Genomic DNA, 20,580 nt, shown 5'->3' with positions numbered 1-20,580 from the left:
CCCGTCACGGCGAAATGGCCGTTTCTAGCGCGAGCCGCCCCGCTCCTTCCGCAGCTTGGCCCAATAGTCCAGCCGCTTCCTGATCTCCCGCTCGAAACCGCGCTCGGGCGGGTCGTAGAAGGTCTGGCGGCCCAGGGCTTCCGGGAAATAATCCTGGCCGGAGAAGGCGTCGGGGGCGTCGTGGTCGTATTCGTAAGCTGCGCCGTAGCCTTCCGACTTCATCAGCTTGGTCGGAGAATTGAGGATGTGCTTTGGCGGCAGCAGCGAGCCGGCCTGCTTCGCGGTCTGCATGGCGGCACCGAAGGCGGTGTAGACCGCGTTCGATTTCGGCGCAGTGGCGAGATAGACCACGGCCTGCGCGATGGCGAGCTCGCCCTCGGGATGGCCGAGGAAGTCGAAGGCGTCCTTGGCGGCATTGGCGATGACGAGCGCCTGCGGATCGGCAAGGCCAATGTCCTCGACCGCCATGCGCACGACGCGGCGGGCCAGGAACAGCGGGTCCTCGCCGGCATCAAGCATGCGCGCGAGATAATACAGCGCGGCGTCGGGATCGGAGCCGCGCACCGACTTATGCAGCGCCGAGATCAGGTTGTAATGACCGTCGGCCGACTTGTCGTAGATCGGCGCGCGGCGTTGCAGGATATCCTGCAACTGCGCGGCATTGAAAATCTCATCAGCTCGCGCCGAACGCCAAACCTCTTCGGCGAGCGTCAGCGATGCCCTTCCATCGCCGTCGGCCATGCGCACCAGCACCGCGCGTGCTTCCGCATCGAGCGGCAGCTTGCGGCCCTCCACCTCCTCGGCATGCGCAAACAGCTTTTCGATTGCGGCCGCATCGAGGGAGCGAAACACCAGCACGCGCGCACGCGACAGAAGCGCCGCGTTGAGCTCGAAGGACGGGTTTTCGGTGGTGGCGCCGACCATGACCACCGTGCCGTCTTCCATGACAGGAAGAAACGAGTCCTGCTGGGCGCGGTTGAAGCGGTGTACCTCGTCGACGAACAGAAGTGTGCCCTTGCCCATCTCGCGGCGGGCACGCGCGGCGTCGAAGGCCTTCTTCAGGTCCGCGACGCCGGAGAACACCGCGGAGATCTGCTCGAAATGCAGGTCGGTGGCATCCGCCAGCAGCCGCGCCACCGTGGTCTTGCCGGTGCCGGGCGGGCCCCAGAACACCAGCGAGCCGAGCGTGCGCGTCTCCAGCATGCGCGTCAGCGCACCGTCGGGGCCGAGGATGTGATCCTGGCCGACGACCTCCGACAACGCGCGCGGGCGCAGCCGGTCCGGCAGCGGATGCGGGGCCTCCTGATCGAGCCCCGCCGCAGCAAAGAGAGTTGGCGTCTCCTGTGGTCGCTTCGGACTCATCCGCCCAGCGTGACGTTGATCTGCTGCCCGCCGCGCACCAGGGTGATGCGCCAGACCCGCGGCCGCTCACCCGCGGCCTTCTCGAGGTCGCCGGTCTTGCTGATCTTCTGGTTGTTGACGGCCAGGATGATGTCGCCCTTCTGGAAGCCGACATTCGCCGCGGCGCTGTCGCCGCCAAGATCGGCGATCACGACGCCCTCGGTGTCGGCGTCCAGATGCAGCTCGTCGGCAACCGCCGGCGTGATGGTCGAGACCTTGGCGCCCTGGAACGGCGAACGCGCAGTGATGACGAGCTCGTTGCGGCCGGCATCGGGCGCGGTCTCCAGCGCGATCGCGAGCTTGAGCGGCTTGCCGCCGCGCTGCACGTCGATCTGCGCGGTGCCGCCGAGCGGACGCGTCGCGAAGCGGTAGTCGAACGCGTTGGGGTCATCCACGGTCTGGCCGTCGATGCCGGTGATGAGATCGGAGGATTTCAGGCCGGCCTTCGCTGCGGGGCCGTTCGAGACCACGTTCGCGACCAAGGCACCGGTCGGCGAACGCAAGCCGAGGCTTTCGGCGATCTCGGGCGTCACCGTCTGCAATTTGGCGCCGAGCCAGGGACGCTTCACCGCCTTGCCGCCGCTCTTGGCGGAGGCGACAACGACGCGCACCATGTTGGCGGGGATCGCAAAGCCGATGCCCTGCGAGCCGCCGGAGCGCGAATAGATCGCGGTGTTGATGCCGGCAAGCTTGCCGCTCATGTCGACCAGCGCACCGCCGGAATTGCCGGGATTGATCGCCGCATCGGTCTGGATGAAGAACTGGTAGTCGGTGATGCCGACCTGCGTGCGCGCGAGCGCCGAGATGATGCCGTGAGTCACGGTCTGGCCGACGCCGAAGGGATTGCCGATCGCGAGCACGACGTCACCGACCAGCAACTCGTCCGAGTTGGTGAAGTCGAGCGTCGGGAATTTCTCCTTGGTGTCCTTCAGGCGCAGCACGGCGAGATCGGTGCGGGAATCCTTCAACAGGATCTCGGCCTCGAACTCGCGCTTGTCCGACAGCGACACCTTGACCTGGTCCGCACCCTCGATGACGTGGACGTTGGTGACGACGAGCCCCGACGTATCGACGATGACGCCGGAGCCGAGCGAGCGCTGCATCTGCTCGGGCTGCTGGCCGGGCACGCCGAAGAAGCGGCGGAAGATCGGGTCGTCGAGCAGCGGATTGCGGTTCTGCACCACCTTGGCGGCATAAACGTTGACGACGGCCGGCTGCACCCGCTGCACGATCGGCGCATAGGACAGCCGCAGCTCGGCTGGCGACGACGGGACCCGACGGTCCTGCGCCGCAGCCGGATTGAAGTGGGCCGAAAAGGCTATGCACAATGCCGTGACGACGGCGGTCCAGGTCGATCGAAACATTCCTACCTCTTGGAAAAGACGCCGGAATATAGGCGCGTTCGCCCCCCAATAGAAGGGCGCGGGACGGCAATATTCATCCCCTTCCGCCGCCTGCCGCATGCACGCCCCGCGTAAGAAATGGCAATTTGCCCGGCGCTGCGGATTGGCATGATGCGCGTCATCTTGCATTGTGATGCAAGGCGGATTCGGTTGCGGCGAATTTGCATCAGTGGGAACCACGCAACCGGGGTGCGCCGTCGCGGGGCAGTCATCGATCGTTCCTAGGCTCTCCGCTTGCGACTTGGGGAAGTTCGTCAAACGATGGAGGCGTGACATGAGCAGGAGAAGAATTGCAGCCACGGCGATTGGTCTCGCCGGTGTACTCGCGGCCGCACCGGCCCAGGCCCAATCGGCAAGCAGCAGCGAGCAGGAGATCGCGCTGCTGAAGCAGCAGCTGAAGATGCTGGAGCAGAAGCTCGACAAGCTCCAGAGCCAGACCGCGGCGAACACGGCGGCCACGGCGAAAGCCAAGGCCGAGGCGAAGGCCGAGGCCAAAGCCGAAGCGCGCTCGGAGGCGAAGGCGGTCGTGGCCAATGCCAACGCTGCAATCCCGCTCAAGGGACCGGCACCCGCATCCGGCGTCGTCGTGACGATGCCGAACAACCGGCCGACCATCTGTACTGCCGATGGGGCGAACTGCGTCGGCATCACCGGCCGCGTACATTGGGATGTCGGCGGCTATGATTATCGTCCCAACACCGCGGCCACCGTGCCGCAGAAGCTCGACAGCGGCGAGAACGTCCGCCGCGCGCGCATCGGTCTTGCCGGCAAATTCTTCAACGACTGGAATTTCGCGCTGATCTACGATTTCGGCGGCTCGTCCGACGGCTTTGGCGGCACCGGCGCCGCCGGCGCGACCCCTGTCGGCTTCCTGCCCGGCGGAGGCACGTCCGGCATCGAGAACGCCTATATCAGCTACACGGGGCTGAAGCCGTTCGGCGGCAAGATGGCGATCGAAGCCGGCATTATGGACCTTGCCTGGACCATGGATGAATCCATGAGCTCCAACGATCTTCCTTTCATGGAAAGGGCTTCGGTCGGTGTCATCGCGCAAAACATCGCCGCCGGCGACTTCCGTTCTGCAGTCGGCGCGCGCTGGTACAACGACGTGTTCTGGGCCGGCGCGTACGTGACTGGCCCGACCACGGGTGCGATTCACTCAGCGTCCAGCGTCTCACCTCCCGGCACCAGCGAGCAATACGGCGCGACGGCCCGCGTTGCAGGCCAGATCGTCAGCGGCAATGACTACTCGGTGCATCTCGGAGGCGACGCACAGTGGCTGATTCAGCCGCCGCGCAATCTGGTCGCCAACACGCAAACACTCACGCTCAGCGATCGTCCCGAGCTGCGCATCGATCCCACGACGCTGATCTCGACCGGTGCGATTGCCAATGTCTCGGGCGCCCAGGTTTATGGTGTCGAAGCCGCCGCGACCTATGGATCGCTGTTCCTCCAGGGCGAATACTACTGGTTCAACATCGATCGCAACGCGAACACCAGCGTGCCGTTAATCGGAGCGCCAAACCTGAAATTCCAGGGCGGCTACGCGGAAGCGGCCTACGTCTTGACCGGGGAATCGCGCAAGTACAATCCAGCGAACGCCGCCTATGGCGGCGTCAAGCCCGATCATCCGTTCTCGCTCGATGGCGGTGGCTGGGGCGCCTGGGAGATCGCCGGTCGCTATTCCACTATGGATTTGAATAATCAGCTGGCATCCGCCGCGGGCATCGCCGGCGGACGGCAGACCGTCTACACGCTGGCGCTCAACTGGTACGTCAACGGCAACGTCCGCTTCATGCTCGACTATCTGCATGGCACGGTGTCGCGGCAGGCCTCGCCGGTCTCGACCGCCGATGTCGGCTCGAAGTTCGACGCCGTGGCGATGCGCACGCAGTTCGCGTTCTGAACTCGTCGTCCCGGGGCGCGCGAATGCGCGAACCCGGGACCCATAGCCACAGGGAGTAGTTTGGCGAAGGCTCGGAGTTGCCGGCTCGCGTCACAACGTGCCTATGTGGTTATGGGTCCCGGCCTTCGCCGGGACGACACCGAGAGCTTGGCGGCCAACCTCTCCCTACGCGGCTCGCTTCGGCTTCTTGACCGGTTCCGCCTCGGGCGCCGGCGCGCAGGACAGCCGCTGCTGGTGGCTCTCGCCCCACACCTTCAGGATATCGATCACCGGCCTGAGGCTCTCGCCGAGTTCGGAGAGGCAATACTCCACCCGCGGCGGCACTTCGGCATAGACCTTGCGGATGACGAGATTGTCCTCCTCCAGCGCGCGAAGCTGTTTTGTCAGCATGCGCTGGGTGATCCCGGGCATCCGGCGGCGTAGCTCGCCGAAGCGCTGGGTGCCGTCCTGGAGGTGGTAGAGGATCACGCCCTTCCACTTGCCGTCGATCAGGTCCAGCGTCGCCTCGACCGAGCAGCCGGGACGCCGGGTAAAATCTCGCCGTTTCATGCGTGTTTTTCCAATAGTATCCAAACAGACCCCGAATTTACAGTACTTGCCAAACCGGGACCAGCGGGACAGTTAGCAGGCCGGGCGCACATCACAAGCTGCGCGCCATCTGATGGAGACAAGCCATGAAGGCCGTCGGCTACAAGAAGTCGCTTCCAATCGAGGATCAGGACGCGTTGATCGATTTCGAGACCGCAAAACCCGAGCCAAAGGGACGCGACATCCGCGTCGCCGTGAAGGCGATCTCGGCCAATCCGGTCGATTACAAGGTGCGCAAGCGGGCCGCGCCGCCCGAGGGCGAGACGAAGATCTTGGGTTATGACGCAGCGGGCGTGGTCGACGCCGTCGGCCCCGAGGTCACGCTGTTCAAGCCGGGCGACGAGGTGTTCTACGCGGGTTCGATCCAGCGTCCGGGCACCAACTCCGAATTCCACCTGGTCGACGAGCGCATCGTCGGCAACAAGCCGAAGAGTCTGTCGTTCGCGCAAGCCGCCGCCCTCCCCCTCACCTCCATCACCGCGTGGGAGTTGCTGTTCGACCGGCTCGGCGCGGTTCCGGGCAAGAGCGTCGATCCGCGCACGCTGCTGATCACGGGCGGCGCCGGCGGCGTCGGCTCGATCCTGATCCAGCTTGCCCGCCGCCTCACCGGGCTGACGGTGCTCGCGACCGCGACACGGCCGGAGTCGCAGAAATGGTGCCTCGATCTCGGCGCGCATGCGGTGATCGACCATGGCAAGCCGATGAAGGAGCAGATCGAGAAGCTCAAGCTGCCGCCGGTGGCGCTGGTGGCGAGCCTCACCTTCACCGATCAGCACTACAAGGCGATCGCCGAGTTGATGGCGCCGCAAGGCCGGTTCGGCCTGATCGACGATCCGCCCGAGTTCACCATGAGCACGTTCAAGGGCAAGGCGATCTCGGTGCACTGGGAATCGATGTTCACGCGCTCCTCGTTCCAGACGCCCGACATGATCGCACAGCATCATCTGCTCAATGACGTCGCCGATCTCATCGACAAGGGCGTGCTGCGCACCACGCTCGACCAGACCTTCGGCACGATCAACGCGGCCAACCTCAAGCGCGCGCACGCGCTGCTCGAGAGCGGCAAGTCGCGCGGCAAGATCGTGCTGGAGGGGTGGTAGCAGAGGCCTCGTAGGGTGGGATAGCCGAAGGCGTAACCCACCACGTCCCCCCTCCGCGGCAACAGAAGAGGTGGGTTACGCCTAGCGGTTTGCGCTTCGCGCAACCCGCGGGGCTAACCCACCCTACGATTCCGCCGCGCCCTCGACGAACATCAGCCGCCGCTCCAGCGCCGTCTGCCGCAGCTTCAACGCCGCGGCATATTCCGCCGACGCGTACCATTCGCGCGCCCGTGCCATCGACGGAAACTCGACGATGATGATGGTCTTCGGCGGCGGGCCGCCCTCCACCACCTCGGCGGCCCCGCCGCGGGCGAGGTAGCGGCCGCCGTATTGCACGATCGTCTGCGCCGCAAGCGCACGATAGGCCTCCATCGCACTCCTGTCGCGCACCTCGACCTCGGAGATCACATAGGCTGGCATCTGCGTCGCCTCAGGCAATCGTGTTGACGATGCCGCCTTCCGCGCGCAACGCCGCGCCGTTGGTCGCGGACGCTTCCTTCGACGCAACATAGACCACCATGTTGGCGATCTCGTCGACGCTGGCGAAGCGCTGGATCAGCGAGCTCGGGCGATGCTGCTTGACGAAATTGGCTGCGGCTTCATCCACCGACTGACCGTTTTGTTTCGCGAGATCCTTTACGAAGGTCTCGACGCCCTCCGACATGGTCGGCCCCGGCAGCACGGAATTGACGGTGACGCCGGTGCCGCGGGTGAGCTGCGCCAGGCCGCGCCCGACCGAGAGCTGGGCGGTCTTGCTCATGCCGTAGTGAATCATCTCGACGGGAATGTTGAGGCCGGATTCCGAGGAGATGAAGACGATGCGGCCCCAGTTGCGCTTGAGCATGGCCTTCAGATACGCGCGCGACAGCCGCACGCCGCTCATGACGTTGACCTCGAAGAAGCGGCTCCAGTCCTCGTCGGGGATCTCGAAAAAGTCCTTTGGCTCGAAGATCCCGGCATTGTTGATGAGGATGTCGACCTCCGGCAGTGCGGACACGAGCGCCTTGCAGCCCGAAGCGGTCGACACGTCGGCAGCGATGCCGCGCACCTTGCCACCCGCCGCTTCCAGCTTGCGCACGGCGGCATCGACCTTGTCCTGGCCGCGCCCGTTGATCACGACGCTCGCGCCCGAGGCGGCAAGGCCCTTGGCAATCGCGTGGCCGATGCCGGCGGTCGAGCCGGTCACCAGTGCAGTTTTTCCGGAAAGGTCGATATTCATGTAGTATCTCCATCAGATCGATGATGCGAATATCGGGCGCGGCGGATCGTGCCGCAATCGGCGCTCACCAATCAGTGAGACGCCGAGCACTTTTCCTGCGACAACGTAGACACCCTGCCTGAACCGCTGCTGGAACGATTATTGCTAGCAGCACGGCGTCTCATGTGAACACGGAAGAATTATGCGATGAAGCGAACGGCTCTCACGATTTTCCTCGGACTGGTCGGCTTGATGGGCGGCAATTCGCTCGCGCCGGCTCAAGCGGTCTATCCTGAGAAATCGTTGCAATTGATCTGCCCCTTCCCGCCGGGCGGCGCTTCCGACGTGGTCGCGCGCATCATCGGCAGCGAGCTGGAGACGCGGCTCGGCAAGCCCGTGATCATCATGAACCGTCCCGGGGGCGGCACCACCATCGCGGCCAAGGAAGTCGCGCGCTCGGCGCCTGACGGATACACCCTGTTCTTCAGCTCGAACTCGAGCTTCACGCTGCCGGCAGCCGTGAAGGAAAGCGTGCCTTACGACGCGGCCAAGGATTTCGAGCCGCTCGGCCAGGTCGGCAAGATCACGCTGGCGCTGGTCACCTACAAGGACAATCCGGTCAACGACGTGGCCTCGCTGGTCGCCGAAGCGAAGGCCAATCCCGACAAGCTGTCGCTCGCATCCTTCGGCGTCGCGACCGTCTCGCATTTCGCCGGCGAGCTGTTCAAGTCGAGTGCCGGGGTCAAGATGGTCCACCTGCCCTACAAGGGCAGTGCACCGGCGATGAACGACCTCATCGGCAAGCACATTCAGTACCACGTCGACACCGTGATCGCCGTGAAGCCGCAGATCGAGGCCGGCACCGTCAAGGTGCTCGCGGTGTTCTCGGGCAAACGCACGTCCTACCTGCCCGACGTGCCGACGCTTGCCGAACTCGGCTATGGCAACATCGACTTCGCGTCCTGGGGCGCGGTGGTCGCGCCCAAGGGGCTGCCGCCGGCCGTTCGCGACAAGCTGTCGGCGACGCTGGAGGAGATCATCAACAGCCCTTCCGTCATCGAGCGCTTCACCAAGGTCGGCTTCGAACCAGGCTTCACGCGCTACAGCGATTGGGCGGGAGCCATCGGCAAGGAGACCGCCGAGATGAAGGGGATCGCGCAAAGGGCGGGGATCAAGGAAGAATAGTCTCGCCGATCTTCGCCAGCCCCAAAAACAAAAGCGGCGCCCGAGGGCGCCGCTTTCAATTCCGTACCCGCTGAAACGGCTTACGCCGCCTCGGCTTCCTTCTCCTGCACCGGACCGGAATCCTGGCCCTTGGCATCGACGTCGCGATCGACGAACTCGATCACGGCCATCGCGGCGTTGTCGCCGTAGCGGAAGCCGGCCTTGATGATGCGGGTGTAGCCGCCCTGGCGGTCCTTGTAACGGGTCGCCAGCACGTCGAACAGCTTCCTGACCTGATCCTTGTCGCGCATCTCGGAGATGGCCTGGCGGCGCATGGACAGCCCGCCCTTCTTGCCGAGGGTGACCAGCTTCTCCACGATCGGGCGCAATTCCTTCGCCTTCGGGAGCGTGGTGACGATCTGCTCGTGCTTGATCAGCGCGGCTGCCATGTTGGCGAACATCGCCCTGCGGTGCTCGGCCGTGCGGTTGAGCTTCCGATGAACCTTGCCGTGACGCATGTAACTATTCCTTACGTTAAAACTGCCGCGACGGTTCGTCGGACATGTTGCTCAGGTGGGCTGCCTGCGTTCGCCCGGTCGTCATTCCGGGGCGGCTCGCAGAGCCGAACCCGGAATCTCGAGGTTCCACAATGCGCAATTGCGCATTGGACGATGCTTGCGCATCGCCCCGGAACGACGAATCTCAGTAGTGATCCTCGAAGCGCTTGGCGAGCTCGTCGATGTTCTCCGGCGGCCAGCCCGGCACTTCCATGCCGAGATGCAGACCCATCTGGGCCAGCACTTCCTTGATCTCGTTCAGCGACTTGCGGCCGAAGTTCGGGGTGCGGAGCATTTCCGCTTCGCTCTTCTGCACGAGGTCGCCGATGTAGACGATGTTGTCGTTCTTCAAGCAGTTGGCCGAACGCACCGACAGCTCGAGCTCGTCCACCTTCTTGAGGAAGGCCGGGTTGAAGGCGAGGTCCGGGATGATCTCCTGGGCGACTTCCTTGCGCGGCTCTTCGAAGTTGACGAACACGTTGAGCTGATCCTGGAGGATGCGCGCGGCGTAAGCCACGGAATCATCCGGCGTCAGCGCGCCGTTGGTTTCGATCGTCATGGTCAGCTTGTCGTAGTCGAGGATCTGGCCCTCGCGGGTGTTCTCGACCTTGTAGGAGACCTTGCGGACCGGCGAGTACAGGCTGTCGACCGGGATCAGGCCGATCGGCGCGTCCTCGGGACGGTTGCGCTCGGCGGGCACGTAGCCCTTGCCGGTTGCGACGGTGAACTCCATGCGGATCTCGGCGCCTTCGTCGAGCGTGCAGATCTGGAGGTCCGGGTTGAGCACGACGACGTCGCCCACGGTCTGGATGTCGCCGGCGGTGACGACGCCCGGGCCCTGCTTCTTCACGACCATGCGCTTGGGGCCTTCGCCCTGCATCTTGATCGAGATGTCCTTGATGTTGAGCACGATGTCGGTGACGTCCTCACGGACGCCCGCGATCGAGGAGAACTCGTGCAGCACGCCGTCGATGTGCACCGACTGCACCGCCGCGCCCTGGAGCGAGGAGAGCAGGATGCGGCGCAGCGCGTTGCCGAGGGTCTGGCCGAAGCCGCGCTCGAGCGGCTCGGCGACGATGGTCGCGAAACGGGCCGGATCGCTGCCGGGCTGGATCTGGAGCTTGTTCGGCCGAATCAGTTCTTGCCAATTTTTCTGGATCGTCACTGTTTCACCCATACAGGCCAGTCAAACTGCTGGTGCAGACACTGGCGTTGGAGAAAGGCCGCGGATCATTCGCGCGGCTTTGCAAAAGTCATTGCGGGCGCCGATGCGCCCGCAACCTCGTATCAAACGCGCCGACGCTTGCGGGGACGGCAACCGTTATGCGGGATCGTGGTCACGTCGCGGATCGAGGTGACGGTGAAGCCTGCGGCCTGGAGCGCGCGGAGCGCCGACTCGCGGCCCGAACCGGGACCGGCGACTTCGACTTCCAGCGTGCGCATGCCGTGCTCCTGCGCCTTCTTCGACACGTCCTCGGCGGCAACCTGCGCCGCGTACGGGGTCGACTTGCGCGAGCCCTTGAAGCCCATCGTGCCGGCGGAAGACCAGGCAATCGTGTTGCCCTGCGCGTCGGTAATGGTGATGGTCGTGTTGTTGAACGACGAGTTCACGTGCGCAACGCCGGAGGCGATGTTCTTGCGTTCACGACGGCGAACGCGGGTGGCTTCCTTGCCCATTGAGTACCTTTCCTGGAGATCTCAGACGCCGCCGTAATGCCAGCGGCTACACCTGTGGAACGAAAGGCGCGTGGCGAACGGGTCATCCCCGGTTCGCCACACGCCGCGATTGGATTCGAAAACTTACTTCTTCTTGCCGGCGATGGCCTTGGCCGGGCCCTTGCGCGTGCGCGCATTGGTGTGGGTACGCTGACCGCGCACCGGCAGACCACGACGATGACGCAGGCCGCGATAGCAGCCGAGGTCCATCAGACGCTTGATGTTGATGCCGACCTCACGACGCAGGTCACCTTCGACGAGATAGTCGCGGTCGATGACTTCGCGGATCTGGAGCACTTCGGCGTCGCTGAGCTGATTGACGCGACGATCCACCGGGATCTTCACCTTCTCCAGGATCTCACCGGCGATCTTCTGACCGATGCCATGGATGTACTGGAGCGCGATCAGCACGCGCTTGTTGGTGGGAATGTTCACGCCGGCAATACGGGCCACGGCCTTCTCTCCTGTTGCCGGTCCTCGTCAGGACCAGGCTTTAAGTGCTTGTGTTCTCGGGCAGGTGTTCACAAACGCGAACACGACGCCCACCCCCGGTCTTCCTGGGGCCCGGCATCGTCTGAAACTATCCGACTTGGATGCGGGGCTTATTAAGGGATTCCGGGGGCTTTCGTCAACCGCTGCTAGCGCTTAGCTCGCTTTTTCGTGACCTTTTTTGCAGCCTTTTTGGCACCCTTTTTGACAGCCTTCTTGGCGGTCTTTTTGGCAGCCTTCTTTACCGTCTTCTTGGCGGTGGTCTTGACCGCCTTCTTGGAGCCCTTCACGGCCTTCTTGGCTGCCTTTTTAGCGGATTTGGCGGGTTTTTTGGCCGCTTTCGCTGGCTTCTTGGCTGTTTTCGCCTTGGCGGCTCCCTTCTTGGCCGGCGCTGCCTTGGCCGCGTTCTTGGCGGTTCCCTTGGCAGTTCCCTTGGCATGCGTCTTGGGCTCGACTGCCCCGAGCGCCAGGAGCTGGCGGTGGATCGCACGGGTGACCTCGTCGATGGCCATCATGCCATCGATGGTCGAGAGCTTCCGCCGCTCGGAATAGTAGTGAATCAGGGGCTCCGTCTGGCTGCGGTAGCTGGCAAGCCGCTTGGCCAGGACCTCCGGGGTGTCGTCGAGCCGAACCTCCTCACCGCGCTCCCGCATCTGGGCGACTCGGGTCTCGACGCGACTCAGCAGCGCGCTTTCGTTGACGCGGAGCTCGATCACGGCGTCGAGCTTGAGGTGCTTGTGCCTCAGCAGCTCGTCCAGCGCCTCGGCCTGCGGCACGGTGCGCGGGAAACCGTCGAGGATGAAACCGTTCCTGGCGTCCGGCTGGTCGATCCGGTCGGAGATGATTCCGACCACGACGTCGTCGGGCACGAGGCCGCCGCTGGCCATGATCTCCTTGGCCTTCAGCCCCACTGGCGTTCCCGCCGCCACGGCCGCGCGCAGCATCTCGCCGGTCGAGAGCTGGACGATACCATAGCGCCGTACCAGCAGCTGCGCCTGGGTCCCCTTGCCCGACCCCGGCGGTCCCAGAAGTATAATTCTCATCGGCGTACGCCCCCCGGATTGGTGAGCGATACGTCGCGCACCTGTGTTTTGATATCAAGAGCGGTGCCAACCACAACCAGCGCTCCACCGCCATTGACGATCATACTATAAGGCAGCCCGATCCCGTAAAGCTCGAAGACCTCTGGAATCAACTGCAATGCCGTCAGGTAGACGGCTCCGACGACCGTCGTCAATGATGCGACGCGGTCGAGATAGTCGGCAGTCGCCTCGCCCGCTGCAACACCGGGAATAGTGCCATCACGCTGCGCCAGAGATTTGGCCGTGTATTCAGGGTCGACGACATTGGCCGTGTAGACGAAGGCGAGCACGAACACCGCGATCGACACCAGGATCATGTGAGCAGGCTGCCCCAATTGGAGATGCCGGTACGCCGCGGCGACCAGAGGGTGATCGCTGCCCAGGACCAGGCCCGCAACGGCAAGCGGTAGAAAGAAGATCCACGGCGCCACGGTGACCGGAATCAGGAACCGGCACTGTTGAGCTTAACCGACAGCATCGCATCGCGCACCGGCAGTTGCCGGGTGCCGAAATTGAGCGCGCCAAACTGGACGCTTATATTTCGCCGCGCGCCTTCGACGAGCACGATCACGACGACGGTCGCGATCCAGAACAGGGCATGGCCGAGCACGAGATTGCTCGATATCGCACCCTGCCGCATGAGATCCAGGATGCCGGCGATGTCGCGCGGAAGCGCAACGACAATGCCGACGCTCAGGATCAGCGCCAGGCCATTGCCGATGCCATGGCGGGTGATCTGTTCGCTCAACCACACCAGTACGAAGACGCCGCCGACCATCGAGGCCGTGGCCGTCAGCACGAACCAGCCGTCGGGATTCCTCACAAGGCCCGGAATGGCCGTCAGCGCTGAAGCGATGCCGTAAGCCTGAAAGGCAGCAAGACCAAGTGTGAGACCAAGCGTGGCACGGGCAAGCTTGCGCCGGCCGCCCTCGCCCGACCGCTCCAGCAAATTCAGGCCGCGCCACACCACGGACAGGAGCCGAATGAGAATCGCCGCAGTCAGATAGGGAATGAGGCCGAGCGCAAAGATCGAGAGCCGGGAGATGAAGTCCAGCGTCGGCGAAAAGGTCGAAATGTTCAATCCCGCGATCGGGATCTGGGTGCCAAGCCTGAAAAGGAGCAGCGCGCCGATCGTGATAGCGATGCGGCGCGCGAGCTCGGTCTTCATCTTGCGATGGACTCTACCTGCGGCGGCCCCGCAGCTTCGACTTCCGGATCAGGCCCTCATATTGATGGGCCAGCAGATAGCCCTGCACCTGTGCCACCGTGTCCATAGTGACGCTGACCACGATCAGCAGCGAGGTGCCGCCGAAGTAGAACGGCACCGAGGCGTAGGAGATCAGGATCTCGGGGATCAAGCAGACGATCGCCAGATAGACCGCGCCGAGCACGGTGATGCGCGACAGCACGTAGTCGATATATTCCGCAGTGCGCTCGCCGGGGCGGATGCCCGGAATGAAGCCGCCGTGCTTCTTCAGATTGTCCGCGGTCTCGGTCGGGTTGAACACGATCGCGGTGTAAAAGAACGCGAAGAACACGATCAGCGCGAGATACATGATCAGGAACAGCGGACGGCCGTGGCCGAGCTGGGTGGTGATCCACTGGAACCATTCCGGCCCGCTGCCCGCATTGAAGTTCGCAACCGTCGTCGGCAGCAGCAGGAGCGAAGAGGCGAAGATCGGCGGGATCACGCCCGAGGTGTTGAGCTTGAGCGGCAGATGCGAGGACTGGCCCTCGAACATCTTGTTGCCGACCTGGCGCTTCGGATACTGGATCAGCAGCCGGCGCTGCGCCCGCTCCATGAACACGATGAAGGCGATCACGGCGACCGCCATGATGATGACGACCAGGATCAGGCCGGTCGACATCGCACCCTGACGGCCGAGCTCGAGCATGTTGGCGAGCGCCGCGGGCAGCTCGGCGACGATGCCGGAGAGAATGATCAGCGAGATGCCGTTGCCGATGCCGCGCGAGGTGATCTGCTCGCCCAGCCACATCAGGAACATGGTGCCGCCGGTCAGCGTGATCGCCGTGGACAGGCGGAAGAACATGCCGGGGTCGCTGACGACGTTGCCGGCACCTTCGAGGCCCACCGCGATGCCGTAGGACTGGAACGCGGCCAGGATCACGGTCAGATAGCGGGTGTACTGGTTCAGCGTCTTGCGGCCGGCCTCGCCTTCCTTCTTCAGCGCCTCGAGCTGCGGCGAGACGGTGGTCAGGAGCTGGATGATGATCGAGGCCGAGATGTACGGCATGATGTTCAGCGCGAAGATCGCCATGCGGTGGATGCCGCCGCCGGCGAACATGTTGAACATGCCGAGGATGCCGCCCGCCTGGGAGCGGAACACCTGCTCCCAGATGTTGGGATCGATGCCAGGCAACGGGATGTAGGTCCCGAGCCGATAAACGAGCAGTGCACCCAGGGTGAACCAGATGCGCTTCTTCAGTTCGTCAGCCTTGGCAAACGCACCGAAATTGAGGTTGGCTGCCAGTTGTTCCGCTGCTGAGGCCATCTTGGACTTTCTCCCGCCGCCTGTTGCGCCGTCATGCCCGCGGCCGGGCTACTTTAGCGGACGCCGGACATTATCTGGGGCTCGGCTTCGATAAGTCCACGTCCCGCATGCGTAAAGGCCCGCGAGGCGCGGGCCAATGACGCAGTTGTTACGCCGCCTCGCCTTCTTCCTTGGCAGGGGCGAGGATCTTCACCGAACCGCCCGCCTTCTCGACCGCGGCAATCGCGGTCTTGGTGGCGCCGTGCACTTCGATGTTGAGCTTGGACTTGAGCTCGCCGCGGCCGAGCAGCCGCAGGCCGGCCTTGGCGCGGCGCAGCACGCCGCCCTTCACCAGGGCCTCGACGTTCACGACGCTGCCGGCGTCGATCTTCTTGGCATCGACCGCTTCCTGGAGCCGGTCGAGATTGATCTCGGCGAACTCCACGCGGAAGATGTTGTTGAAGCCGCGCTTGGGCAGACGGCGATGCATCGGCATCTGGCCGCCTTCGAAACCCTTGATGCGCACGCCCGAACGCGCGGTCTGGCCCTTGCCGCCGCGGCCGGACTGCTTGCCCTTGCCCGAACCAATGCCGCGGCCGACGCGCATACGCTTTTTGCGCGAGCCGGCGTTGTCGGCGATATCGCTGAGCTTCATCGCCCTTCTCCTTGTGTCTTGCGCATGATCTTCACCGAAAACCGGCACCCAGTTTCGGGATCATGCGCCCTGCTTACTTCTCGTCGACGATACGAACGAGATGGTGAACCTTCTCGATCATGCCGCGCACGGCCGGAGTGTCCGGCAATTCGCTGGTGCGGCCGATCTTGTTGAGCTTGAGCCCGATCAGCGTCGAACGCTGCGAGTGATGACGGCGGATCGCGCTGCCGGTCTGCTCGAGCTTGATCGTCTTTGCGGCCTTGGCCATCTTGGTCTACTCCGAAAAGCTTCCGTTAGTCGGCAGCCGCCTCGGCGTCGCCGCCGATACGGCGGGACTGGAGGGTGGACACCTTGATATTGCGGCGGGCTGCGACCGAACGCGGCGAATCCTGGTGCTTCAGCGCATCGAAGGTCGCGCGCACCATGTTGTACGGGTTCGACGAGCCGATCGACTTCGCCACCACGTCCTGGACGCCGAGCGTCTCGAACACGGCGCGCATCGGGCCGCCGGCGATGATGCCGGTACCGGCCGGAGCGGCACGCAGGTAGACACGGCCCGCGCCATGACGGCCGGCGATGTCGTGATGCAGCGTGCGGCCCTCGCGCAGCGACACGCGGGTCAGGTTGCGCTTGGCGGATTCGGTTGCCTTGCGGATCGCCTCAGGCACTTCGCGCGCCTTGCCGTGACCGAAGCCGGCGCGGCCCTTCTGGTCGCCGATCACGACCAGCGCTGCGAAACCGAAGCGCTTGCCGCCCTTGACGACCTTGGCCACGCGGTTGATGTGAACGAGCTTGTCGACGAACTCGCTGTCGCGCTCCTCGCGCTCCTTGCGGTCGCGTCCGCCGCCGCGTTGATCGCGTCCACCACGTTGTTCGCGTTCTGCCATTTTTCCAATCCTTCTGAGGCTTGCGCCTCAATCCTCAAATTCTGTTAGAAGCTCAGCCCGCTCTCACGCGCCGCATCGGCAAGAGCCTTGACGCGCCCGTGATAGAGGTAGCTGCCGCGATCGAACACGACTTCCTTGACGCCCTTCTCGGCGGCGCGCTCGGCCAGCAGCTTGCCGACCGCCTTCGCCGCATCGATGTCGGCGCCGGTCTTGCCGCCGTCGCGCATCGACTTCTCGAGCGAGGAGGCAGAGGCCAGCGTCTCGCCCTTCAGGTCGTCGATGACCTGGGCATAGATGTGCTTGGACGAGCGGAACACCGACAGACGCGGACGGCCACCACCGGAGCGGCGCAGCTTCAGCCGCACACTCCGCTTGCGCCGGGCATTCGTAACCTTGGCTTTCGACATGACCGGCTCCGTTACTTCTTCTTGCCTTCCTTGCGGAAGATGAATTCGCCAACATACTTCACGCCCTTGCCCTTGTAGGGCTCCGGCGGGCGGTACGAGCGGATTTCGGCCGCGACCTGGCCGACGCGCTGGATGTCGCTGCCGGTCACCGTGATCTCGGTCGGCTTCGGCACGGTGATCGTGATCCCTTCCGGGATCGCATAGACCACGTCGTGGCTGTAGCCGAGCGCGAGCTGCAGGTTCTTGCCCTGCATCGCGGCGCGGTAACCGACGCCGGTGATCTCGAGCTTCTTCTCGAAGCCCTTGGTGACGCCTTCGACCAGATTCGCGACCTGAGCGCGAGCGGTGCCGTACAGCGCCCGCGCGCGGTTGGTCTCAACCCGCGGGTTCACCTTCACCTGGCCGTTCTCGAGCTTCACCTCGACGTCGTCATGGACGACGAACTGAAGCTGGCCCTTCGGCCCCTTCATCTTGACGGTCTGCCCGTCGACGGTCGCGGTCACACCCGACGGAACCGCAACCGGTCTTTTGCCAACACGTGACATGGATCAAAAATCCTTCTCAGAACACCGTGAAGAGGACTTCGCCGCCCACATTCGCGTCGCGCGCGCTGTGGTCGGCCATGATCCCCTTCGGCGTCGACAACACCGAAATGCCGAGCCCGTTGTTGACCCGCGGCAGGTTCTTCACCGAGGCGTAAACACGACGCCCGGGCTTGGAAACACGTTCGATCTCGCGGATGACGGGCTCGCCGTCGAAATACTTCAGCTCGATCTCGATCTCGCTGCGGCCCGAGGAGTGCTCGACCGTGGCGTAGCCGCGGATGTAGCCCTCGCTCTTGAGCACTTCGAGCACGTTCTCGCGCATCCGCGAGCCGGGCGTGGAGACCTTGGTCTTGGAGCGCATCTGCGCGTTGCGGATGCGGGTGATCAGATCGCTGATTGGATCGTGCGTAGACATCTAAACGACCCTCCTTACCAGCTCGACTTCACGAGGCCCGGGACCATGCCCTTGGAGCCAAGTTCGCGCAGCGCGATACGGGACAGCTTGTTCTTGCGGTAGTTCGAGCGCGGACGGCCCGACAGCTCGCAGCGAAGACGCACGCGGGTCGCCGACGAATTGCGCGGCATCTCGGCGAGCTTCAGGGTCGCGGCGAACCGCTCCTCCATCGGCAGCGTCTTGTCGGCGATGATCGCCTTCAACCGCTCGCGCTTCGGGGCGGCGTTCTTCACCATCCGCTTGCGCCGGTTGTTCTTCTCGATTGAACTCTTCTTTGCCATGCTTGGCTCCTGGGTATCCGCGTTTGAGAGGCTTTAGGTCAGCGTCTCACTGCCGGAACGGGAAATTGAAAGCGGTCAACAAGGCCCTCGCCTCTTCTTCGGTCTTGGCCGTGGTGCAGACGGTGATGTCCATACCGCGGGCTTCCGTGACCTTGTCGAAGTCGATCTCGGGGAAAATGATGTGCTCCTTGATGCCGAGCGAGTAGTTGCCGCGGCCGTCGAAGCTCTTCGGGTTCAGGCCGCGGAAGTCGCGGACGCGCGGCAGCGCAACCGTGACCAGGCGGTCGATGAACTCGTACATGCGGGCCTTGCGCAGCGTGACCTTGCAGCCGATCGGCTGGTTCTCACGCAGCTTGAAGGTCGCGATCGCGATACGCGAATAGGTCACGATCGCCTTCTGGCCGGCGATCTGGGTCAGCTCGGCAGCGGCGGTCTCGGCCTTCTTGCGGTCGTTGACGGAATCGCCAACGCCCATGTTCAGCACGACCTTGTCCAGGCGCGGAACCTGCATGACGTTCTCGTAACCGAACTTCTCGGTCAGCGCAGTGCGGATCTTCGCATCGTATTCCGCGCGCAGGCGCGGCGTGTAAGCGGCCTCAGCCATCGATCTCAGCTCCCGAGCTCTTGGCGATGCGGACCTTCTTGCCGTCCGCCAGAATCTTGAATCCGACGCGGGTCGGCTTTCCGTCCTTGCCGACATACGCGATGTTGGACAGTTGGATCGGCGCCTCTTTCGAGATGATGCCGCCCTCCTGGGCCTGCGTCTGCTTCTGGTGACGCTTGACCATGTTGACGCCGCGCACGAGCGCCGTGCCGGCGTCGGGGCGAACCTCGAACACTTCGCCGGTACGACCCTTGTCGCGACCGGTCAGCACGACGACCTTGTCGCCCTTGCGGATCTTCGCAGCCATCACAGCACCTCCGGCGCGAGGGAAATGATCTTCATGTGATTCTTGGCGCGCAGCTCGCGCGGCACGGGCCCGAAGATACGGGTGCCGACCGGCTCGGACTGGTTGTTGATCAGCACGGCGGCGTTGCGGTCGAAGCGGATGACCGAACCGTCGGCGCGGCGGATGTCCTTGCGGACGCGCACCACGACGGCCTTCATCACGTCGCCCTTCTTCACCTTGCCACGCGGAATCGCTTCCTTGATCGAGACGACAATGATGTCGCCGATCGTGGCGTAGCGGCGCTTGGAGCCCCCGAGCACCTTGATACACATGACACGGCGTGCGCCAGAATTGTCGGCCACGTCGAGGTTGGTCTGCATCTGAATCATTGATGCACCTCGTCCTCTTCTCTCTTGCGCCAGCCCAGCCGGCGCTCAACATTTCCCTGAAGGCAGTCGGCTAAAGCCAACAGATCAGGCGCTTTTCTTGTGTTCGCCCCGGATCACGACCCAGCGCTTCAACTTCGAAATCGGCTTCGATTCCTCGATCCAAACCATATCGCCCGGCTTGAACTCGTTGTTCTCGTCGTGCGCGTGATAGTTCTTCGAACGGCGGATCGTCTTCTTGTAGATCGGGTGCGTGAAGCGGCGATCGACGCGGACAACGACCGTCTTGGCTGTCTTGTCGCTGACGACCACGCCCTGCAAAGTACGTTTCGGCATCTTCGTAAGCCTCTTACTTCTTCTTCGCGCGCGTCTGCGCGGCGACGGTCTTGATCCGGGCGATGTCGCGGCGGGCCTCGCGCAGGCGCGAGGTGTTCTCGAGCTGCCCGGTGGCGCGCTGGAAGCGCAGGTTAAAGCGCTCCTTCTTCAGGTTCAGGATGGCGTCATCCTGCTGGTCGGGGCTCATCGCGCGGATGTCTTCGATCTTCATCTGGGCCATGGCCATTACTCCGCAATGCGCTCGACGAAGCGCGTCTTGATCGGCAGCTTGGCGGCCGCCAGGGTCAGCGCCTCACGCGCCGTCTGGGTGTTGACGCCGTCGATCTCGAACAGCACCCGGCCCGGCTTGACGCGCGCCACCCACAGTTCCGGCGAACCCTTGCCGGAACCCATGCGGACTTCGGCCGGCTTCTTCGACACCGGAAGGTCGGGGAATACGCGGATCCAGACGCGGCCGGCGCGCTTCATGTGACGGGTCAGCGCGCGGCGGGCGGCTTCGATCTGGCGCGCGGTGACGCGCTCAGGCTCGGTCGCCTTCAGGCCGTACTGGCCGAACGCCAACGTCGCGCCCGAAGACGCAACGCCGTGGATGCGGCCCTTATGCGCCTTCCGGAACTTCGTTTTCTTAGGTTGCATCATGGCT

General features: G+C 64.1%; 29 protein-coding genes. 3 read left to right on the top strand and 26 right to left on the bottom strand.

Annotated features, from left to right (window positions below; translation table 11 throughout):
• Positions 1–24: 24 nt before the first annotated feature.
• Together E4K65_RS35740 and E4K65_RS35735 are read right to left on the bottom strand one after the other, a co-directional pair.
• Positions 25–1,362, bottom strand: coding sequence for a replication-associated recombination protein A (locus E4K65_RS35740; RefSeq protein ID WP_135178100.1), 1,338 nt, complete (start codon positions 1,360–1,362; stop codon positions 25–27).
• Positions 1,359–2,765, bottom strand: coding sequence for a DegQ family serine endoprotease (locus E4K65_RS35735; protein WP_167771411.1), 1,407 nt, complete (start codon positions 2,763–2,765; stop codon positions 1,359–1,361). The genes E4K65_RS35740 and E4K65_RS35735 overlap by 4 nt, the downstream gene beginning before the upstream one ends.
• A gap of 313 nt (positions 2,766–3,078) precedes the next feature.
• Here E4K65_RS35735 and E4K65_RS35730 point away from each other — a divergent pair, with 313 nt between their 5' ends.
• Positions 3,079–4,710 carry an OprO/OprP family phosphate-selective porin gene (locus tag E4K65_RS35730; protein ID WP_135178099.1) on the top strand — a complete coding sequence of 544 codons (1,632 nt, stop codon included), beginning with the start codon at positions 3,079–3,081 and terminating at the stop codon, positions 4,708–4,710.
• A 165-nt stretch (positions 4,711–4,875) separates the two neighbouring features.
• Here the strand turns inward: E4K65_RS35730 and E4K65_RS35725 are convergent, their stop codons facing one another.
• Positions 4,876–5,259, bottom strand: a complete 384-nt coding sequence (locus E4K65_RS35725; RefSeq protein ID WP_135178098.1) for a winged helix-turn-helix transcriptional regulator — start codon at positions 5,257–5,259, stop codon at positions 4,876–4,878.
• 125 nt (positions 5,260–5,384) lie between these two features.
• On the opposite strand from E4K65_RS35725, the gene E4K65_RS35720 reads away from it, so the two are divergent.
• Entirely contained in the window at positions 5,385–6,398 is a 1,014-nt protein-coding gene (locus tag E4K65_RS35720; RefSeq protein ID WP_135178097.1) for a zinc-binding alcohol dehydrogenase family protein, read from the top strand.
• 123 nt (positions 6,399–6,521) lie between these two features.
• Here the strand turns inward: E4K65_RS35720 and E4K65_RS35715 are convergent, their stop codons facing one another.
• Together E4K65_RS35715 and E4K65_RS35710 are read right to left on the bottom strand one after the other, a co-directional pair.
• On the bottom strand, positions 6,522–6,818 hold the full coding sequence (locus E4K65_RS35715) for a DUF1330 domain-containing protein (protein ID WP_135178096.1): 297 nt from the start codon (positions 6,816–6,818) through the stop codon (positions 6,522–6,524).
• A 10-nt stretch (positions 6,819–6,828) separates the two neighbouring features.
• A complete protein-coding gene (locus E4K65_RS35710) occupies positions 6,829–7,617 on the bottom strand; it encodes an SDR family NAD(P)-dependent oxidoreductase (protein WP_135178095.1) in 789 nt (262 codons plus the stop codon).
• A gap of 186 nt (positions 7,618–7,803) precedes the next feature.
• Between E4K65_RS35710 and E4K65_RS35705 the strand changes: the two genes are divergently transcribed.
• Positions 7,804–8,781: a Bug family tripartite tricarboxylate transporter substrate binding protein gene (locus tag E4K65_RS35705; protein WP_135178094.1), complete on the top strand. Its 978-nt coding sequence runs from the start codon at positions 7,804–7,806 to the stop codon at positions 8,779–8,781.
• Between the two features lie 80 nt (positions 8,782–8,861).
• Here the strand turns inward: E4K65_RS35705 and rplQ are convergent, their stop codons facing one another.
• From rplQ to rplP, 21 genes are all read right to left on the bottom strand, one after another.
• Positions 8,862–9,278, bottom strand: coding sequence for a 50S ribosomal protein L17 (gene rplQ, locus E4K65_RS35700; protein ID WP_027549207.1), 417 nt, complete (start codon positions 9,276–9,278; stop codon positions 8,862–8,864).
• A gap of 184 nt (positions 9,279–9,462) precedes the next feature.
• Positions 9,463–10,494: a DNA-directed RNA polymerase subunit alpha gene (locus E4K65_RS35695; RefSeq protein ID WP_135178093.1), complete on the bottom strand. Its 1,032-nt coding sequence runs from the start codon at positions 10,492–10,494 to the stop codon at positions 9,463–9,465.
• A gap of 110 nt (positions 10,495–10,604) precedes the next feature.
• On the bottom strand, positions 10,605–10,994 hold the full coding sequence (gene rpsK, locus E4K65_RS35690) for a 30S ribosomal protein S11 (protein WP_007603045.1): 390 nt from the start codon (positions 10,992–10,994) through the stop codon (positions 10,605–10,607).
• 123 nt (positions 10,995–11,117) lie between these two features.
• The gene (gene rpsM / locus E4K65_RS35685; RefSeq protein ID WP_008549231.1) at positions 11,118–11,486 is read right to left on the bottom strand and encodes a 30S ribosomal protein S13; all 369 of its coding nucleotides are present in this window, start codon (positions 11,484–11,486) and stop codon (positions 11,118–11,120) included.
• A gap of 185 nt (positions 11,487–11,671) precedes the next feature.
• The gene (locus tag E4K65_RS35680; protein ID WP_135178092.1) at positions 11,672–12,565 is read right to left on the bottom strand and encodes an adenylate kinase; all 894 of its coding nucleotides are present in this window, start codon (positions 12,563–12,565) and stop codon (positions 11,672–11,674) included.
• Positions 12,562–13,035 carry a hypothetical protein gene (locus tag E4K65_RS49575; RefSeq protein ID WP_283813915.1) on the bottom strand — a complete coding sequence of 158 codons (474 nt, stop codon included), beginning with the start codon at positions 13,033–13,035 and terminating at the stop codon, positions 12,562–12,564. The genes E4K65_RS35680 and E4K65_RS49575 overlap by 4 nt, the downstream gene beginning before the upstream one ends.
• 11 nt (positions 13,036–13,046) lie before the next feature.
• A complete protein-coding gene (locus E4K65_RS49570; protein WP_283813914.1) occupies positions 13,047–13,772 on the bottom strand; it encodes a preprotein translocase subunit SecY in 726 nt (241 codons plus the stop codon).
• A 13-nt stretch (positions 13,773–13,785) separates the two neighbouring features.
• The gene (gene secY / locus E4K65_RS35670) at positions 13,786–15,117 is read right to left on the bottom strand and encodes a preprotein translocase subunit SecY (RefSeq protein WP_027549203.1); all 1,332 of its coding nucleotides are present in this window, start codon (positions 15,115–15,117) and stop codon (positions 13,786–13,788) included.
• Between the two features lie 148 nt (positions 15,118–15,265).
• Positions 15,266–15,751: a 50S ribosomal protein L15 gene (gene rplO, locus E4K65_RS35665; RefSeq protein WP_018322273.1), complete on the bottom strand. Its 486-nt coding sequence runs from the start codon at positions 15,749–15,751 to the stop codon at positions 15,266–15,268.
• 73 nt (positions 15,752–15,824) lie between these two features.
• On the bottom strand, positions 15,825–16,019 hold the full coding sequence (gene rpmD / locus E4K65_RS35660; RefSeq protein WP_011088137.1) for a 50S ribosomal protein L30: 195 nt from the start codon (positions 16,017–16,019) through the stop codon (positions 15,825–15,827).
• A gap of 25 nt (positions 16,020–16,044) precedes the next feature.
• Positions 16,045–16,638, bottom strand: coding sequence for a 30S ribosomal protein S5 (rpsE, locus tag E4K65_RS35655; protein WP_027549202.1), 594 nt, complete (start codon positions 16,636–16,638; stop codon positions 16,045–16,047).
• Between the two features lie 44 nt (positions 16,639–16,682).
• Positions 16,683–17,045 carry a 50S ribosomal protein L18 gene (rplR, locus tag E4K65_RS35650; RefSeq protein WP_007603036.1) on the bottom strand — a complete coding sequence of 121 codons (363 nt, stop codon included), beginning with the start codon at positions 17,043–17,045 and terminating at the stop codon, positions 16,683–16,685.
• 11 nt (positions 17,046–17,056) lie between these two features.
• Complete coding sequence (gene rplF, locus E4K65_RS35645; RefSeq protein WP_027549201.1) at positions 17,057–17,590, bottom strand: 50S ribosomal protein L6; 534 nt, start codon at positions 17,588–17,590, stop codon at positions 17,057–17,059.
• Between the two features lie 16 nt (positions 17,591–17,606).
• Positions 17,607–18,005: a 30S ribosomal protein S8 gene (rpsH, locus tag E4K65_RS35640; protein ID WP_011088139.1), complete on the bottom strand. Its 399-nt coding sequence runs from the start codon at positions 18,003–18,005 to the stop codon at positions 17,607–17,609.
• 14 nt (positions 18,006–18,019) lie between these two features.
• Complete coding sequence (gene rpsN, locus E4K65_RS35635; RefSeq protein WP_011088140.1) at positions 18,020–18,325, bottom strand: 30S ribosomal protein S14; 306 nt, start codon at positions 18,323–18,325, stop codon at positions 18,020–18,022.
• A gap of 46 nt (positions 18,326–18,371) precedes the next feature.
• The gene (gene rplE, locus E4K65_RS35630; RefSeq protein WP_135178091.1) at positions 18,372–18,929 is read right to left on the bottom strand and encodes a 50S ribosomal protein L5; all 558 of its coding nucleotides are present in this window, start codon (positions 18,927–18,929) and stop codon (positions 18,372–18,374) included.
• The gene (gene rplX / locus E4K65_RS35625; protein ID WP_018647249.1) at positions 18,922–19,236 is read right to left on the bottom strand and encodes a 50S ribosomal protein L24; all 315 of its coding nucleotides are present in this window, start codon (positions 19,234–19,236) and stop codon (positions 18,922–18,924) included. The genes rplE and rplX overlap by 8 nt, the downstream gene beginning before the upstream one ends.
• Positions 19,236–19,604: a 50S ribosomal protein L14 gene (rplN, locus tag E4K65_RS35620; RefSeq protein WP_007603030.1), complete on the bottom strand. Its 369-nt coding sequence runs from the start codon at positions 19,602–19,604 to the stop codon at positions 19,236–19,238. The genes rplX and rplN overlap by 1 nt, the downstream gene beginning before the upstream one ends.
• A gap of 84 nt (positions 19,605–19,688) precedes the next feature.
• Positions 19,689–19,937, bottom strand: a complete 249-nt coding sequence (gene rpsQ, locus E4K65_RS35615) for a 30S ribosomal protein S17 (RefSeq protein ID WP_011088143.1) — start codon at positions 19,935–19,937, stop codon at positions 19,689–19,691.
• 13 nt (positions 19,938–19,950) lie between these two features.
• Positions 19,951–20,157, bottom strand: coding sequence for a 50S ribosomal protein L29 (gene rpmC / locus E4K65_RS35610; protein ID WP_011088144.1), 207 nt, complete (start codon positions 20,155–20,157; stop codon positions 19,951–19,953).
• Positions 20,158–20,162: 5 nt separating this feature from the next.
• Positions 20,163–20,576: a 50S ribosomal protein L16 gene (gene rplP / locus E4K65_RS35605; RefSeq protein WP_008549252.1), complete on the bottom strand. Its 414-nt coding sequence runs from the start codon at positions 20,574–20,576 to the stop codon at positions 20,163–20,165.
• Positions 20,577–20,580 lie beyond the last annotated feature (4 nt).

Source organism: Bradyrhizobium niftali (genome assembly GCF_004571025.1).
Taxonomy (GTDB): Bacteria; Pseudomonadota; Alphaproteobacteria; order Rhizobiales; family Xanthobacteraceae; genus Bradyrhizobium; species Bradyrhizobium niftali.
Note: the sequence above shows the minus strand (reverse complement) of the source record. Positions and strands in the feature narration are given on the sequence as shown.